Raw genomic sequence first — 15,019 nt, 5'->3', positions numbered from 1 at the left:
ATTATTGTTCATTGTATTGATTATCTAATTCCACAAGAGAATATGTCGTGTTAAACCGCTATCCTTTGTGGAAGTACATTATGTTGGTCGTTGTAATTTGCCTCGGCCTTCTTTATGCACTTCCAAATATTTATGGTGAAGATCCTGCTATACAGATTTCAGGCTCAAATACTGCTGAAATTAATGTTGCTACGCAAGATAAAATCAGAAAACTTTTAGCTGATAATCACATCGAGACTAAATCATTAATTTATGAAAATAAGTCAATTTTAATTCGCGTTGGTGATAATGATACACAGCTTAAAGCAAAAGAGCTCATATCAGAAGCATTAGGTGAAGAATATATCGTTGCATTGAACTTAGCACCCGCAACACCAACGTGGCTGACAGCATTAGGTGCTGAGCCTATGAAACTCGGTCTTGATTTACGTGGTGGCGTTCACTTTTTAATGGAAGTCGATATGACAACCGCATTAAGTAAGCTCACTGAACAATCTATTGAAAACATAAAAACTGAATTTACAAATAGCAAATTAAATTATAAAAAAATCAGCAAAAATAGTAATCAACAAATTGTATTACAATTTGATAATATGGATGATCGCAATAAAGGTATTACTAAAATTAATGGATTGCGAGATTACAAAGTAGCTTCTCAAACAGACAGCAGTATTGTTGTCGATATCAGTGAACAACGTTTACAACAAACTAAAAATGATGCTGTGCAACAAAATACCACTATTTTACGTAATCGTGTTAATCAACTAGGCGTTGCCGAACCTATTGTTCAACGCCAAGGTGCTGATCGTATTGTAGTTGAATTACCAGGTATTCAAGACACCGCGTTAGCTAAGCGTATTTTAGGGGCAACAGCGACGCTTGAGTTTAGACAAGTTAACGAAGAAAGCACACCAAATTTACCGGCCATTATCAATGGTGATATGCGCGTTCCTTATGGTTCAGAAATTCAGTATATGGAAAATGGACGTCCTGTATTACTTTATAAACGTATTGTATTAACAGGAAATCATATTACTGATTCTTCATATCGTGTTAATCCATATGGATTACCTGAAGTTGCTATTACGCTTGATGGCACAGGCGGTAAAAAAATGTTTGATTTTACTCAAAAAAATCTTCATAAATCGATGGCAACCTTATTTGTTGAATACAAAGATACAGGAAAACGCGATGAAAACGACAAGCCGATTCTTGAAAAACAAGAACGAGTTATTAACGTCGCGACTATTCAAGGTATTTTTAGTGATCGTTTCCAAGTAACGGGTATAGGTAGTATTGATGAAGCTAAAAATTTATCACTATTATTACGTGCAGGGGCATTAATTGCACCGATCCAAATTATTGAGGAACGAACTGTTGGGCCATCCATGGGGCAAGAAAATATCACCCAAGGCTTAGAATCTTGTGTATGGGGTTTGGCGGTTTCAGTTATTTTTATGTTAGTAATGTATCGCCTATTTGGTGTGTTTGCTAGCCTTGCATTAGTTGCAAACTTAATTTTAATTGTTGGTGCAATGTCTTTACTTCCTGGGGCAACGCTAAGCATGCCGGGTATTGCTGGTATTGTATTGACCGTAGGTATGGCTGTTGATGCTAATGTACTGATTAACGAAAGAATAAAAGAAGAGCTGAGTAATGGTCGAAGTGTGCAACATGCAATTAATGAAGGATATGCAGGAGCTTGGAGCAGTATTTTTGATGCCAATCTTACTACTTTAATTACTGCGGTTATTCTTTATGCAGTTGGTACTGGTTCAATTAAAGGCTTTGCTATTACGTTAGGTATCGGTATCGTTACATCAATGTTTACATCGATTGTTGGTACTCGCGCATTAGCCAATCTTATTTATGGCGGTCGTCGCGTTAATAAGTTATCAATTTAGAGGTTTATTGTGATTATTAATAAAAAAGAAAATCATGATGTTAGAGAATTAAATCATGGTCGCAGAGTCCTCGACTTTTTAAAATTTGGCTTCGTTGCTTTTGTTATTTCTATGCTCTTAGTTGTAGCGTCTTTTGTCGTTATTTTTGTTAAAGGATTCAATCTAGGACAAGACTTCACTGGTGGAACAACAGTCGAGCTTACCGTAACAAAAAATGTTAATCTTGATGATATTCGTAATAGTTTACGCGATGCAGGCTATCATGAGCCGATAGTACAATATTACGGTAGTAGTAAAGATATCATCATTCGGTTACCTTCGGCTAAGCAAGAAGACAATACCTCATCGGCTATTGATAATGCGCTAGGTACAAAAATTTCCAATTTAATACATAAAGATATTGATGCAGATGCTCAAATCAAACGTATTGAATTTGTAGGCCCAACTGTTGGCGCTGAACTTGCTCAAGATGGTATTTTGGCAATCTGTGCCGCGTTAGTTTGTATTTTAATCTATATTGCATTCCGTTTTGAGTGGCGATTTGGTACTGGAGCGGTTGTTGCTTTAGCGCATGATGTCGTCATTACTGCAGGTTATCTATCACTATTTCAACGAGAATTAGATTTAACGATTATTGCTGCCATGTTATCTATTATTGGTTATTCACTCAACGATACTATTGTTGTCTTTGATAGAATTCGTGAAAATTTTAGAAAGATACGCCGTGCAGAACCTTATGATGTAATTAATATCTCATTAACGCAAACGTTGCATCGTACTTTAATGACATCAGGGACAACACTTGTTGTGGTGATTATTCTATATATCTTTGGTGGTTCAATGTTAAAAGGATTTTCTGAAACATTAGGGGTAGGTATTGTGCTTGGTACCATCTCATCAATTTATGTGGCGGCTTATATGTCACTTAAATTAGGCGTAAAAAGAGAACACTTTATGCCACCAAAAATTGAAGCAGAAGGCGCTGATCAACCTTCAATATTACGCTAATTGTTTAAACTCTGCCATTAATTGGCAGAGTTTCATTAGACTATTTTTAAAACAAATGATACCAAATTGATTGACACCTACCCTTTAGTTGCATATTATTAGCCATAGTTTTATCCCTTTCTTTTGGGGCCATAGCTCAGCTGGGAGAGCGCAACGCTGGCAGCGTTGAGGTCAGGGGTTCGATCCCCCTTGGCTCCACCAAATCAATAAACAGCAATATTCTTTAAAACCCATTAAAGTACACTAAACCCAATAACAACAAGCCTTAAAAGCGATTTTATTATCCAGTAAGTATCATTAAGGTACATTTACAACCAAATTTTTTAGGTATATGCTTAGGTATACGAACACAATATACCTATATATCGTATACCTAAAATAATTATGGCTAGAAAAATACATCCATTAACAGACACCCAAATAAAGGCCGCCAAGCCAAGAGATAAAGATTATTCGTTATTTGATGGTGGTGGTATGTATCTCTTGGTTAAATCGAATAATTCTAAAATCTGGCGTTTTAAGTATACGCGCCCGTATACCAAAAAAGGCGCATTAATTAGTTTCGGTAGTTATCCTGAGGTTTCACTACAGCAAGCTAGAAAACAAAGAGACGAAGCACGTGAATTAATTAAGCAAGGTGTAGATCCTCAAGAGCATAAAGCAGAACAAGAACAACGCAAGCATGACGAAATTACTAGTACCTTTAAAAAGGTAGCTGCTGATTGGTTTAAGGTCAAAAGCGGTAAAGGGTTAGCTGAGAGTACGCTAAAAAGAACATTGGAATCTTTAGAATTACACCTATTCCCTTACATTGGTGATAAATCTATTTTTAAACTTAAAGCTAAAGATTTTATTCAAGCAATGGAACCGTTAAGAGCGAATGGAAAGCTAGAAACCATTAAAAGACTTTGCCAACGAATAAATGAAATCATGTTCTATGCGGTTAATATTGGCTTGATTGATGCTAACCCAGCAGCCAAGATAAAGGATGCTTTCGAAAGCCCTGTAAAAGGACAAATGCCAACAATAAATGCGCAAGAGCTGCCCCAATTTATGCAATCCCTTGCTATGGCCAGAATCGAATTACAAACGCGTTGCTTGATTGAATGGCAATTATTAACAATGACACGCCCAAATGAAGCGGTAGGGGCAAAATGGCAAGAGATTGATCTAGACAATTGCTTATGGGTTATTCCTGCCGAAAAAATGAAAATGAGGCGAGAGCATACTATTACACTCAATAAGCAGGCTATGGCTATATTATCAATTATGAAGCCTATAAGTGGGCATAGAGAGCATATATTCCCAAGTATGAAACCGCCTTATACAACCCCGATGAATAGTAGTACTGCTAACATGGCAATAAAGCGCATGGGATATAAAGATAAGCTTGTTGCGCATGGCTTAAGAGCTTTAGCAAGCACGATATTAAATGAGCAAGGCTTTGACCCTAATATTATTGAAGCGGCACTAGCCCATGTTGATACTAATAGCGTCAGGCGAGCCTATAACCGTGCTACTTACCTAGAACAGCGCAGAATTATGCTTGACTGGTGGGGTGACTTTGTCGAGCAAGCAAGCCAAGGAAATGTCTCACTATCAGGTAACCGCAATTTAAAGCTAGTTAATCATTAACCATATCGCGCTATTCATACCGTGCCCCATATTTGGGTTACGATAAAACCGTAACTCAAATTTGAGTTACTCACTTCAATAACTTTATATTAAACCACTCCTCATATCTGAGGGGTGCTTTTTCAAATGTCATCCTTTACCTATGCCAATGATTAGGTTGTTTTTATACTTACCTCCCCATAATCTTAAACTTTTAATATAAAGTGTTCACTACTATTCACCAATCTAATATTAATTTATATATATCAATATATTATATACTTATTATATATATTTTTTGGTGTTCACTAGTATTCACTACTGTTCACTACTATACACATTATTAAAATAATCTTGATCCTGTAATTAACTAATTGAAATATAAATATATTTATATAAACCCATTTATCCATGAAAATAAAATCATTATTAATCATGTGGTTAATTTATGGTGATTTTTAGGTTGATCCAGGGCGGAATTAAAAGCCTAAATGCTTTATGGTGATTTCCACCATGCAGGTATTAAATTTGCAATCAGCTAAAAAGCCAGCAGGTTTATTACATTGGCTCGAGCTATTCATGGTTACCCATTTAGTAATAGCAGTCAAAAAAATTATTTCAATTCGCGGTTTTGCATAAAAAGTAGGGTGAGCGGTTTTAGGCGTGTAGAGTTATAGAAATTTGCTACCCCCTCCTATTGGCTGGGCTAATTTTGGACACGTTAAAAAGCAATCTAATAATTTGCCTTATTAGGTTATAATAGCTTTATTATTAGTAAGTTAGATGGCAATATGGTAGGAAGAAAATCAAAATTAAAGGACATGTTAGAGCTAGGGCAAGAGTATTTGCATAAGCAGGGTTATATCAATAATGGCGAAGTGATCCCCTCTGTGGCTGGACTGGCTTTATATGCTAACTGTTCAAGGTCAAGTTTATATAATTATGCAAGTTCAAGCGAAGAATTTAAGGACATGTTAGAACTTATCAAGGCACGCCAAGAAGTGGAATTAATTAATAAAGGCTTAAAAGGCGAATTTAACGCGAGTATTGCCAAATTGATGCTTGCTAATCATGGTTATTCTGAAAAGCAGATATTAGATCATCAATCTATGGGTAGTGGCATTACAACCAAGTCCAAACCAATGCGTATTGAGCTAGTAGCACCATAATCTAATAGATAATCACTAGTACTTATAAAAAGGTATCCAAGCAAGTATCCAGCGAAAAGGCACCTAATAAGTGGATACCAATTTCATCATACAAGCCAGTTAATAAGTTAGCGCACTCCAAAAGCGTACTTAATAGATACGTACTAACCATAGTTATATATCTTTGGTTTAACGAATGTGAAATCTGATGAACTGGTACGCACTAAAGAGGTACGCACAAAGGTACGCACCAAAAATATATTTAACGAATAGCAACTATATAGAAGATCATGCTGAAATAATTACTACTTCTCGCTTCCATAAAAAAATGGAGGCAGCTTATCCTTTATTATGAAGATAGCTATAATTGTAGTATCTTCTGTGGGGGGGAATTTAAAAATCCCGATAAAGGCTTATTATTTTGCTGATAAACGTGCTTTATGTTTTGAAGCAGCGCGACGGCTTAAATATTTATTGCTGTTTTTTGCAAATGCTCTCATTTCTTTATCTTCAAGTGTTATTTTAATTCTGTAATTCTAACATAATTAAGTTGTGTTCATATATATTCAGTTATATACTTTTAAACACAGGGGATTATTAGATCCTGTATATCTATTAAATGGTTGCCGTCAATTTATTTAAGTGCGATTTTTATTTTAACGAGATAATGAATGCAAAATATCCAAGTAAATAGATATCCTGCATTGAATAAAATTTTGTGGGACTATCAAGGAAAAACAATTCCAGAAGACGAAGCTTTCAAAATTTATGAAAGAAGATGGTGCTTTATTAAAGATGTAAAGCTTGCTGCCAATGAAAAAAAATTAATCCATAAACTTATTAAAGAGTACGGAAATGGTTATTTCCTACCTACGTGCGTCTAATTTATGCCATATAAGTTAACTCATCACCAAATAATAGCGCATTTATTAAATAATTTTAATGCCGATTTTTTAGTTGATAACAATATTTATTTTGGCGGTGGAACTCGAATAGCATTAGAATTAAATGAGTTTAGAGAATCAATTGATATAGATTTATTGTGCCCTACTATTGAATCCTATAGAGCAGTAAGAAATACGGTAACCTCGGATAGTTTAGGACTCTTGGTTAAAAGAGAATTTCAATATATTAGAGAAATATCTTTTGACCGTTATGCCGTGCGTGCATTTATTAAAGAAAATCCAAAGCCCATAAAACTTGAAATTGTTAGCTTTGAAAAATACCAGTTAACAGGAAAACAAGATAAATTGTTTCCTATACCATATTTAGATAAACAAAGCTGTTTCTACACTAAGCTTTTAGCTAACGCCGACAGAGCCACACAACCACCATATAAAGATATCATTGATATTTTATTCATGCTCCATTGTTGGGGAAATATACCTCAATCTGCCTTATTAAATGCAAAGATGATTTATGGTAATAGCATTATAAATGGGTTAAAGATAGCGGCTAATGATATAGAAAAAAATAAAGAAAAATATTCAATAAATTGTATTAATTTAGGTATATCTGAACAAAATACAAATATCATACTAAATGAAAGCTTGAATAAGCTTTTATCCTATTTAGAAAACCAAAAGTAATACCCCCTATTTTATGTATAAAAACACAGTGCTATAATGTACCTAACTGTATATTACTGTATTATTTGCGTCTAGGCTGATCCCCGAACATTCGCAACCCTAGCGAACTGGCGCAAATATCTATTATGGGCGTGAGGGGCGTATGGATGATAAAAAAAATAACATAATTTTACCTTATGTTGAAGCTATAAAAATCAAAGAAGTTTCACTAGCCTTAGATTGTTCTATTGATGATATTATCGAATGGGCACGTCGAGACTTAATAAGCTTATATATTGATACTAGTTCTCTTTATGGTGAATTAAGCATTTCCTGTAGAAGAGATGCTCCAGTTATAAATAATTATATTAATTTGCTAAATGAAATTAACAGGAAGTATCCAGATTATAACCGCAAAAGCGTTACAGATTTTGATTTTCAGGATTTATTCAAGTTACTACCTGTAAATAATAGACCTTTATATCGAGGTAAATTCTTAATGGATAAATATCTAAGAAATGAAAGCGATGAAGATTATTTTAAATTAAGATTTATAGGGAAAGGTGAGGGTTTTTGGATATTTGATTATTATAATTTAAACCGCCAAAAAATAAGAACTATTAACTCTCAAGAGTTTTTTAAAGTAAAAAGTTTAAAATTAAACTATAAATATTATGATGCACAATCATTACCTCAAAATTACGCGAAAGGTTTGCGAGCAAGTTTCTTGTTATTAGATGAGATTCTTGTTTCTAGCGATGAGTTTTATATTCATAATCACGATTTTAATAATTTAAAAAATAATAAATTTGTTCAAGGTAAAAATGATATTAATAATATAAAGGAAAAATCACTAAATATAGGTAAGCCACCCCATTTTTATAAGAAGTTTGCCATTGATACGGCTTACTTAACCAGAAAGAGAAACCCTCAAAGCAAAGTTGCTGATATAGCAAGGAAAATACACTTTACAATTATTGATAATTTTAACTCTGCAAATCCCCCCACAAAAGACACTATTTCTAACTGGCTTTATGAAATAAAATTAGGAAGACCTACAGAGAAAAATAGTAATGATTTTGAGTTAGTTATTCCTGATGAATGGTGTGATTATTCTGAATAAAATGGAAACTAATTTAGTAAAATGGGAATTATATCATTTTAATATATAGCGGTATTCAATGCCTAGTTATTGATAGTTAATCAGCTAATTTATTAGGTTTTTTCCCATTTTATTAAATGGTAAATTTTAATATTTAATGTAATGCATGTTTGTTTATACAGTTATATTCTTATAGCATCTTTTAGATACAGGAGAATATAACTAATGACCAATCAAATCCTATCCAAACAAGAAGTAAAAACCTTACTACATTTCAAATCTGACACTAGCCTTTACACGCTAGAGAAGAAAGATAAAACTTTTCCGCAAAAAATTAGAATCGGTTTACGCCGTGTTGGCTATCGAGCTGATGAGATTTACTCTTGGCTTGAATCTCGCAGAGTAGAACGTCGCGAGGTAGCATAATGGTGATAAAACAAAACCCTCTATATCGCGAAATAATCGAGGGCTTAGATTGGAGCTTAGACGCCTCCAATCATAGCCAATCTAATTATAAAAAGCTACCTAAAAAGCCGAGAGCTTACCTATTAATTGCGTGTACTGGTGACAATGGTATTACAGAAAATGAGATATTGCGCACCTGTAGGCTTTCTAGCGGTAGAAATTACTGTTCAGAACTAGAAAGAAAGTTAGGCATCACATTAAAGCGCATGGATGAACCTAATACCGACGGAATAGGATCACATTATCGCTATTACCTAGCCAATAGGGAAGATGCTCAAAAGGTAGTTAATCTGATTCTTAGTTATGAAAATAGCTTATTAACTGATTCAGATATCAGCCAAATTTTAGCACTTTACCCAAGCAAAGCAGCTTAATTAATTGATTTTATAGCAAAGCTCATTTTTGAGCCGACGGTATCCCCTTGCCTAAATTTAGCTAAAAGAGGGATTTTTCGACAAGTTAGGAGTAATACTTATGACAGAGTTTAATCATTTAGTACCAGTAACGGAAGCACAATTCAACGGCAAATTACAACAAACAGTTAGCGCGAAAGATTTACATAATTACTTAAAAGTAGGAAATGATTTTTCAACATGGATAAAGGGAAGAATAAAAGAATATGGGCTTATTAAAAATGATGATTTTTTAATCTTTGATTCATCAAAATTCAGGAATCAAAGTACAAATAATGAGCAACAAATAAAATGGACAACTAAGCGAGGTGGAGATCGTAAAAGTACAGATTACATTCTCACAATTGGAACCGCTAAAGAATTGGCGATGATTGAAAACAACGAGAAAGGACGAGCAATAAGAAAGTACTTTATACGTTGTGAAGAACACCTTAAAGAAATCGCACCAGCAATCCAGAAGAAAGCGCTTAATCGATTAAAAGCACGTTTAAAAGTCGCAGATTATAGCCGTCCTATGTGTGACGCTTTAACTATACAGCGATTATCCCTAGGCAAGGAGACCAAGCCACATCACTATACTAATGAATTTGATATGATTAATCGTATTGTACTTGGCATGACAGCAAAGGCTTACCGAAAAGCTCATAATCTCACGGGTGATATTCGCGACCATATTACTGAAGAACAGCTTAATCACTTAGCTTACCTTGAGAAATCCAATATCACGTTAATAGATATGGGTTGGAATTATGAAAAACGAAAAGCAGAACTCATCAAGCTATCACAAAGCTACATGATTCGGTTATTGGGTAAGGTGGCTTAATTATGATGACTACACACCCATTTAACACCCTAGCAATAGGGCAATATACCCAAGCCCTAAATAATCGCTTATATTGCTATTTTGACGGGATTAACGCCATCCAAAAAGTGAAATCATTCTTCTTGGCTAGTAATGAAGATTTTCTTGATATCACTACGCGCCTAAAAACTCATTGCATGGGGTTGAATTTTAAAAGTGGATTTTGTCAGTCCATAAAGAAGAGAAAGGGAAAGCAAATACCACCAATCAGTGGTATTAATTTAAAAGATTATTTCTTATCTAATTTAGCTAGTTTTTCGCGACAAGTAGCAATAACCCAAGCGGAAAAGTTAGTATTTTCTTTCTTGGACTGTTCGTCTATTTGTTCTATTAAATCATGGGGGAAGCGGATATCTTTACGTTTTGATTTACTTGTTTCGTTTGCCATATTAATTATTCATAAATTATTAATACGGACAATATACACGAAAAGAAAGAGTAAAAATAGTGTTGACATGTGCGGACAAAATAAAATATATTGTACGGACATTTTTGGAGTTAACGTATTAATAAAAGCAATAGCCCAAAGAGTTTGCGCCTCAATGAGCTATCTAACCACAAACATTAAACGGAGTAATGCTATGGCTAATAGTAATGATACCCTACGCCCTAAAAATGGGCAACCTGACCTATCTAATTTAATTTCTGTCTTAAATCTCTATCAAGCAGATGTTCCAACACATCATTTATTACAAGCTGAGAATCATTTTGAAGAGCTACAGCAATCTATTCTATATGGAATCGGTGCGATTGGTAACCTGATGTTTTGGGCTAGTGAAAATGAGAGTTATTCCGAAAAGAACTTTAAAAGCGATATGCGAGATATTGGCTATTTGCTAGCACAATTAAGGGATGTTGCTTGTTTCGCTTCAAATCAAATTAACCTACTTGATGCCACACAAAACCATAAGGGAGGTAAATAGCATGTTGAAAATGAATTATAAAGAAAAATTCAATCATGAATCTAAACTTTTTAAATTCTACGACCTCACTACGGCCAAAGTATTTGAGGCATTAGCGCCTACAGAACAACAAGCACGCAAAAGCCTAGGCAAACCCTCACTTATCTTTATTGCCAGAATTCGCTTATATCCAGTTATTGAACAAGCTAGAAGCTTTGGAGGTTATCAGTATGGGCAATAATAACTCTCAAATAATAAATAACATCGAAGCAAAACTTATTCAAGTTCGGAGCGTGGCTAAAATCGCTTTGGATAACACTAATTATAAGTGCGCAGGATATGACGAGCCTTTTATCGAACAAGCCGACATGAGTAATTTACTGTGGGTTATCGTTGATTTAGTAGAGCAAGCTTTTGATGAGTTACAAGAGTATGGGTTAATGGAGGATAAAAACAATGGCTAATATCTCACTGGACGCAATAAATACTATCAATACAAAATTAGGACAAGCTAACGCTATCACCACGCTTTTAATGGCTGATTGTGATTCAAACGCGCCAATTAACGAAGAATTACGCTCCTATGCCCTTGATGCTGTATCAGACTTAATTAACGATTCTAAAAAGCTGTTTAGAAGCGAAACCGAGCGCAAGGAGGCAAAGAATGAAAGAGTTTGATTTTGTCCATAACGATGACGGCACTATTACCGCATTAAGGCTCAAAAATAACCGATATATAGCGCTGATTTCTTTTGGCAAAGCTGAAATTCCTAACTTACTTGCCGATGTCACTAAGCGGCTTCCACCCGAAGTTAGGCGATACATGACACAAATTAAGGGGGATAAATCATGAATAATCAGCAAGAAGTAACAGCAATTCATCATAGTATCGTTGATTCTACCATGGCGATAATAGCAGGTTTATTTTTAATTGAGCAGATTAATAAAAGTGGCGCCAAGGTGTTTATTCATGACGGTATCAAAATTGATATTGATAAAGATTTAATTGTGTTAGGGCTAAAAATGAATCTTAAAGATAGTTTAATTGAAGACTTTGGCGAAAGTGATGGCTTAAATCGCACCTATGGACTACTAAAAGAGATGTACAGCGAAAGCAATGATAAACCTATGGCACTAACACAATTAGGACAAGAAATGCTTGCATCGTTATTTATTGATTTAGCCGAAGATATTAAAGCTGAATCTAGCTCGACAATTCATTAAGGGGATGTGATGAAAATCAATGAAATTACAACCCAAGCTATAGGTAAATGGGATTATATCTTTCAATCATTAGGTATTGAAGTGGGTAATGGCAAGCATTGCCCTTGCCCTGTCTGTGGCGGTAAGGATAGATTTAGATTTGATAACCAAAATGGTAGAGGTACTTACATCTGTAACCAGTGCGGTAGTGGTGACGGCTTAGAGCTTATCAAAAACTATTGCCAATGTGATGCTAAAGAAGCATCGAGTAGAGTAGTGGAGTGTTTAAATCTGCCTAATCAGAATAACAAAATACGGGAAAATCTCGTATTTAGGAAAATAGATTCCGAACAATTGCATAACGATAACATACCAGATAATCCCGTATGTAAAAAGGTTGAGTATTTGCTATTTAAAGCAACATTAGGGCAATCGGAATACCTGACCAAGAAAGGATTAACCTTTGACTTACCCTTGTTAGATAACGGGCGTATTTTTGTGCCTATGCTAAATCTTCATAATGAATACACAGGTGGCCAATTTATTGAAGTAGATGGTCGTAAGCACTTAATGAAAGGTTCCAATAAAAAAGGGGCATTCACCTTGGTCAGCTCAAAAATGAGCACACCTGCCGAGGTGTACGCAAATTTGCTCACACATAATGAAATTATTATCTGCGAGGGATTAGCGACTGGAATATCAATAACGGAATTCCGCCATCAATCTATGGTTATATCCGCCATTGACGCAGGCAATCTTATTCATGTGGCTAAGTCTATTCGTGAACTAAATCCGACCGCTAAAATCATTATTGCAGGTGATAACGATATTGGTCATGATAAAAATACAGGTAAAGAAAAAGCAATAGAAGCAGCTCAAGCGGTAAATGGCTATTACTCCGTTCCTGATACAGATTATAAATGTGATTGGGATGATTATAGGCAACAATTTGGGCTTGATAAAATGTCAGTTTCATTTAATCAAATGTTAGCTCATGCTGATGATAGCGTAACCAATTTACCTAAACCGACTAATCAAAAAGATTTATCAGGCATGAATCTATCACAAATGGCATCAAGTCAGCGTGCCGAACTACTCAATCAATATTATGACAATAACCTTGCAATTAATCTTACTACAGATGAAATCTATTACTATCAAGATAACGCATGGCAACCCATCAGCGATAAAATGCTAATGCGAACCCTAGCCGATTTATTTACTCAATCAGGCGAACCATTTAATCCCATAAGAATTAGCTCAGCGGTTGAATCGCTCAGATTGTCCCTACCAATAATGGGAACGTCTCAGAAAGATTTAATCTGCTTTAAAAATGGTGTATACGAGCTAAAAAAACAAACCTTTAAACCGCACAATAAGCAAGACTGGCTATTGGTCAGTAATGATATTGATTACTACCCTGCCAAAGAAAAGGAATCTTTCGATACTCACACGCCAAATTTTGCTAAATGGCTAAAAAGAGCATCAGGCAATCAAGATAAAGCTAAAAATATCTTAGCTGCGCTATATATGATATTAGCCAACCGTCATGACTGGCAATTATTCCTAGAGATTACAGGCGGAGGCGGTAGCGGTAAAAGTGTTTTTGCTGAAATAGCAACGATGTTAGCAGGTAAAAACAATACCGTAATAGGCACCATGGACGCATTAGAAAAAGCAAGGGACAGGGCTTTAATTGTAGGCTACTCATTAGTCATCTTACCCGACCAACCGCGTTATATGGGCAGTGGCGCAGGGTTAAAAGCGATTACTGGTGGTGATGAAGTCGCAATAGACCCAAAACATAAGCAACCTTACTCATGTAAAATCCCTGCGGTAGTCTTGGTTATCAATAACGAGGCAATGAGATTTAACGAACGAAATGGTGGCATATCACGACGTAGAGTTATCTTCCACTTTGGCGAGGTGATACCAGAAAAAGAAAGAGACTTAGACTTGGTCAGCAAAATAGAGCAAGAGCTACCCTCAATTGTGAGGTTGCTATTAAATGAGTTTACCAGCCCAACAGAAGCTAAAGATAGACTACACCAGCAACAACAATCAGACGAAGCGACGGCGATTAAACGCGAATCCGATCATTTAGTGGATTTTTGTAGTTATCTTGATGCGCTTGATTACCCCAATGGTATGTTTATTGGCAATATGGGAATAATGCCCTTTAACCCCCGAAAATATTTATACCATGCTTATATTGAATACATTCGCAATACAGGTTTAAACAATCCGCTATCACTAACGCAATTTGGCACATCACTTAATTATGCAATGAAAGAAAACGGTAAAGACTACATGCGTAAAAGAGCAAATAAAGGGATGAGAACCAACGTAGAGCTTAATATTAACACTAGTCAAGATTGGCTACCTAAAGCCGAAGATCCTAACTAGTAGCTCAAATTGAGTCACTAAAATAAGACCGCCCTAATTGGCGGTTTTTTATTGAGTGAATACCTAAAGTGTACACTTGTGAATAGTAAATCATTAAGTGTTCACCGCTCAAACCCTTTTAGAATAAGGCTTCAAGCAAGTAGTGAACACCGTGAACACTTTTTTATAAAATTTTATTTTTATGGGGGGGAGGTATAAAAAATCTAAAACATAATTAACGGATACCGCTCACCTAGATAAATTTTTACACCGTCAAAATTCTAAAACCAATTTTTTTTAACCTTTCAATTCGGCAAGATTAAAATACCTAATATTGGGGTCACTTTTTGTTTTAGGTATACGTTTAGGTATACGATTCGATTTTTAAAAGTTAATCTTTCAGTATTTCCAGTGTGTTTATCTATATGATTCTGTTTCCCTTGGC

Annotated in this window: 17 protein-coding genes and 1 tRNA gene; all 18 read left to right on the top strand. The window is 35.2% G+C overall.

Going from position 1 to position 15,019, the window contains the following annotated elements:
- Positions 1-47 precede the first annotated feature (47 nt).
- The gene (gene secD, locus A9G47_RS08985; protein WP_081303610.1) at positions 48-1,904 is read left to right on the top strand and encodes a protein translocase subunit SecD; all 1,857 of its coding nucleotides are present in this window, start codon (positions 48-50) and stop codon (positions 1,902-1,904) included.
- Positions 1,905-1,919: 15 nt separating this feature from the next.
- The gene (gene secF, locus A9G47_RS08980; RefSeq protein WP_065642739.1) at positions 1,920-2,912 is read left to right on the top strand and encodes a protein translocase subunit SecF; all 993 of its coding nucleotides are present in this window, start codon (positions 1,920-1,922) and stop codon (positions 2,910-2,912) included.
- A gap of 125 nt (positions 2,913-3,037) precedes the next feature.
- Positions 3,038-3,113 (top strand) — tRNA-Ala (locus A9G47_RS08975).
- Between the two features lie 183 nt (positions 3,114-3,296).
- The gene (locus tag A9G47_RS08970) at positions 3,297-4,547 is read left to right on the top strand and encodes an integrase domain-containing protein (protein WP_065642722.1); all 1,251 of its coding nucleotides are present in this window, start codon (positions 3,297-3,299) and stop codon (positions 4,545-4,547) included.
- A 770-nt stretch (positions 4,548-5,317) separates the two neighbouring features.
- Positions 5,318-5,695 carry a terminase small subunit gene (locus A9G47_RS08965; protein WP_065642721.1) on the top strand — a complete coding sequence of 126 codons (378 nt, stop codon included), beginning with the start codon at positions 5,318-5,320 and terminating at the stop codon, positions 5,693-5,695.
- 650 nt (positions 5,696-6,345) lie between these two features.
- Positions 6,346-6,558 (top strand): hypothetical protein, encoded by a 213-nt coding sequence (locus A9G47_RS08960; protein WP_065572347.1) that lies wholly within the window; start codon positions 6,346-6,348, stop codon positions 6,556-6,558.
- Between the two features lie 3 nt (positions 6,559-6,561).
- Positions 6,562-7,263, top strand: coding sequence for a nucleotidyl transferase AbiEii/AbiGii toxin family protein (locus tag A9G47_RS08955; RefSeq protein ID WP_065642720.1), 702 nt, complete (start codon positions 6,562-6,564; stop codon positions 7,261-7,263).
- A 142-nt stretch (positions 7,264-7,405) separates the two neighbouring features.
- Positions 7,406-8,365, top strand: a complete 960-nt coding sequence (locus A9G47_RS08950) for a hypothetical protein (protein WP_065642719.1) — start codon at positions 7,406-7,408, stop codon at positions 8,363-8,365.
- Between the two features lie 204 nt (positions 8,366-8,569).
- A complete protein-coding gene (locus tag A9G47_RS08945) occupies positions 8,570-8,770 on the top strand; it encodes a helix-turn-helix transcriptional regulator (protein WP_065642718.1) in 201 nt (66 codons plus the stop codon).
- Positions 8,770-9,183 (top strand): hypothetical protein, encoded by a 414-nt coding sequence (locus A9G47_RS08940; RefSeq protein ID WP_065642717.1) that lies wholly within the window; start codon positions 8,770-8,772, stop codon positions 9,181-9,183. The genes A9G47_RS08945 and A9G47_RS08940 overlap by 1 nt, the downstream gene beginning before the upstream one ends.
- A 100-nt stretch (positions 9,184-9,283) precedes the next feature.
- A complete protein-coding gene (locus A9G47_RS08935; protein WP_081303608.1) occupies positions 9,284-10,045 on the top strand; it encodes an antA/AntB antirepressor family protein in 762 nt (253 codons plus the stop codon).
- Positions 10,046-10,047: 2 nt separating this feature from the next.
- Positions 10,048-11,007 carry a hypothetical protein gene (locus tag A9G47_RS14660; protein ID WP_065642716.1) on the top strand — a complete coding sequence of 320 codons (960 nt, stop codon included), beginning with the start codon at positions 10,048-10,050 and terminating at the stop codon, positions 11,005-11,007.
- Position 11,008: 1 nt separating this feature from the next.
- Positions 11,009-11,227 (top strand): host cell division inhibitor Icd-like protein, encoded by a 219-nt coding sequence (locus A9G47_RS08925; RefSeq protein WP_065566081.1) that lies wholly within the window; start codon positions 11,009-11,011, stop codon positions 11,225-11,227.
- Positions 11,217-11,450, top strand: a complete 234-nt coding sequence (locus tag A9G47_RS08920) for a hypothetical protein (protein ID WP_065642715.1) — start codon at positions 11,217-11,219, stop codon at positions 11,448-11,450. The genes A9G47_RS08925 and A9G47_RS08920 overlap by 11 nt, the downstream gene beginning before the upstream one ends.
- Positions 11,443-11,664, top strand: a complete 222-nt coding sequence (locus tag A9G47_RS08915) for a hypothetical protein (RefSeq protein ID WP_065566079.1) — start codon at positions 11,443-11,445, stop codon at positions 11,662-11,664. The genes A9G47_RS08920 and A9G47_RS08915 overlap by 8 nt, the downstream gene beginning before the upstream one ends.
- Positions 11,651-11,839, top strand: a complete 189-nt coding sequence (locus A9G47_RS08910) for a hypothetical protein (protein WP_065642714.1) — start codon at positions 11,651-11,653, stop codon at positions 11,837-11,839. Before A9G47_RS08915 ends, A9G47_RS08910 begins: the two co-directional genes overlap by 14 nt.
- Complete coding sequence (locus A9G47_RS08905; RefSeq protein WP_065642713.1) at positions 11,836-12,210, top strand: hypothetical protein; 375 nt, start codon at positions 11,836-11,838, stop codon at positions 12,208-12,210. Before A9G47_RS08910 ends, A9G47_RS08905 begins: the two co-directional genes overlap by 4 nt.
- Positions 12,211-12,219: 9 nt before the next feature.
- Complete coding sequence (locus tag A9G47_RS08900) at positions 12,220-14,595, top strand: primase-helicase zinc-binding domain-containing protein (RefSeq protein ID WP_065642712.1); 2,376 nt, start codon at positions 12,220-12,222, stop codon at positions 14,593-14,595.
- Positions 14,596-15,019 lie beyond the last annotated feature (424 nt).

This window comes from Gilliamella sp. WF3-4 (assembly GCF_001690275.1).
Lineage (GTDB): Bacteria > Pseudomonadota > Gammaproteobacteria > Enterobacterales > Orbaceae > Gilliamella > Gilliamella apicola_C.
This window is presented reverse-complemented; position numbering and strand designations above follow the sequence as displayed.

Bases quoted from the DNA above. Each gene is read 5' to 3' on its own strand.
- A9G47_RS08920 (WP_065642715.1), top strand. From the start codon at position 11,217: ATGGGCAATAATAACTCTCAAATAATAAATAACATCGAAGCAAAACTT.
- A9G47_RS08965 (WP_065642721.1), top strand. From the start codon at position 5,318: ATGGTAGGAAGAAAATCAAAATTAAAGGACATGTTAGAGCTAGGGCAA.
- A9G47_RS08960 (WP_065572347.1), top strand. From the start codon at position 6,346: ATGCAAAATATCCAAGTAAATAGATATCCTGCATTGAATAAAATTTTG.
- A9G47_RS08925 (WP_065566081.1), top strand. From the start codon at position 11,009: ATGTTGAAAATGAATTATAAAGAAAAATTCAATCATGAATCTAAACTT.
- A9G47_RS08950 (WP_065642719.1), top strand. From the start codon at position 7,406: ATGGATGATAAAAAAAATAACATAATTTTACCTTATGTTGAAGCTATA.
- A9G47_RS08915 (WP_065566079.1), top strand. From the start codon at position 11,443: ATGGCTAATATCTCACTGGACGCAATAAATACTATCAATACAAAATTA.
- A9G47_RS08945 (WP_065642718.1), top strand. From the start codon at position 8,570: ATGACCAATCAAATCCTATCCAAACAAGAAGTAAAAACCTTACTACAT.
- A9G47_RS08970 (WP_065642722.1), top strand. From the start codon at position 3,297: ATGGCTAGAAAAATACATCCATTAACAGACACCCAAATAAAGGCCGCC.
- A9G47_RS08935 (WP_081303608.1), top strand. From the start codon at position 9,284: ATGACAGAGTTTAATCATTTAGTACCAGTAACGGAAGCACAATTCAAC.
- A9G47_RS08905 (WP_065642713.1), top strand. From the start codon at position 11,836: ATGAATAATCAGCAAGAAGTAACAGCAATTCATCATAGTATCGTTGAT.
- A9G47_RS08900 (WP_065642712.1), top strand. From the start codon at position 12,220: ATGAAAATCAATGAAATTACAACCCAAGCTATAGGTAAATGGGATTAT.
- A9G47_RS08955 (WP_065642720.1), top strand. From the start codon at position 6,562: ATGCCATATAAGTTAACTCATCACCAAATAATAGCGCATTTATTAAAT.
- A9G47_RS14660 (WP_065642716.1), top strand. From the start codon at position 10,048: ATGATGACTACACACCCATTTAACACCCTAGCAATAGGGCAATATACC.
- A9G47_RS08910 (WP_065642714.1), top strand. From the start codon at position 11,651: ATGAAAGAGTTTGATTTTGTCCATAACGATGACGGCACTATTACCGCA.
- A9G47_RS08940 (WP_065642717.1), top strand. From the start codon at position 8,770: ATGGTGATAAAACAAAACCCTCTATATCGCGAAATAATCGAGGGCTTA.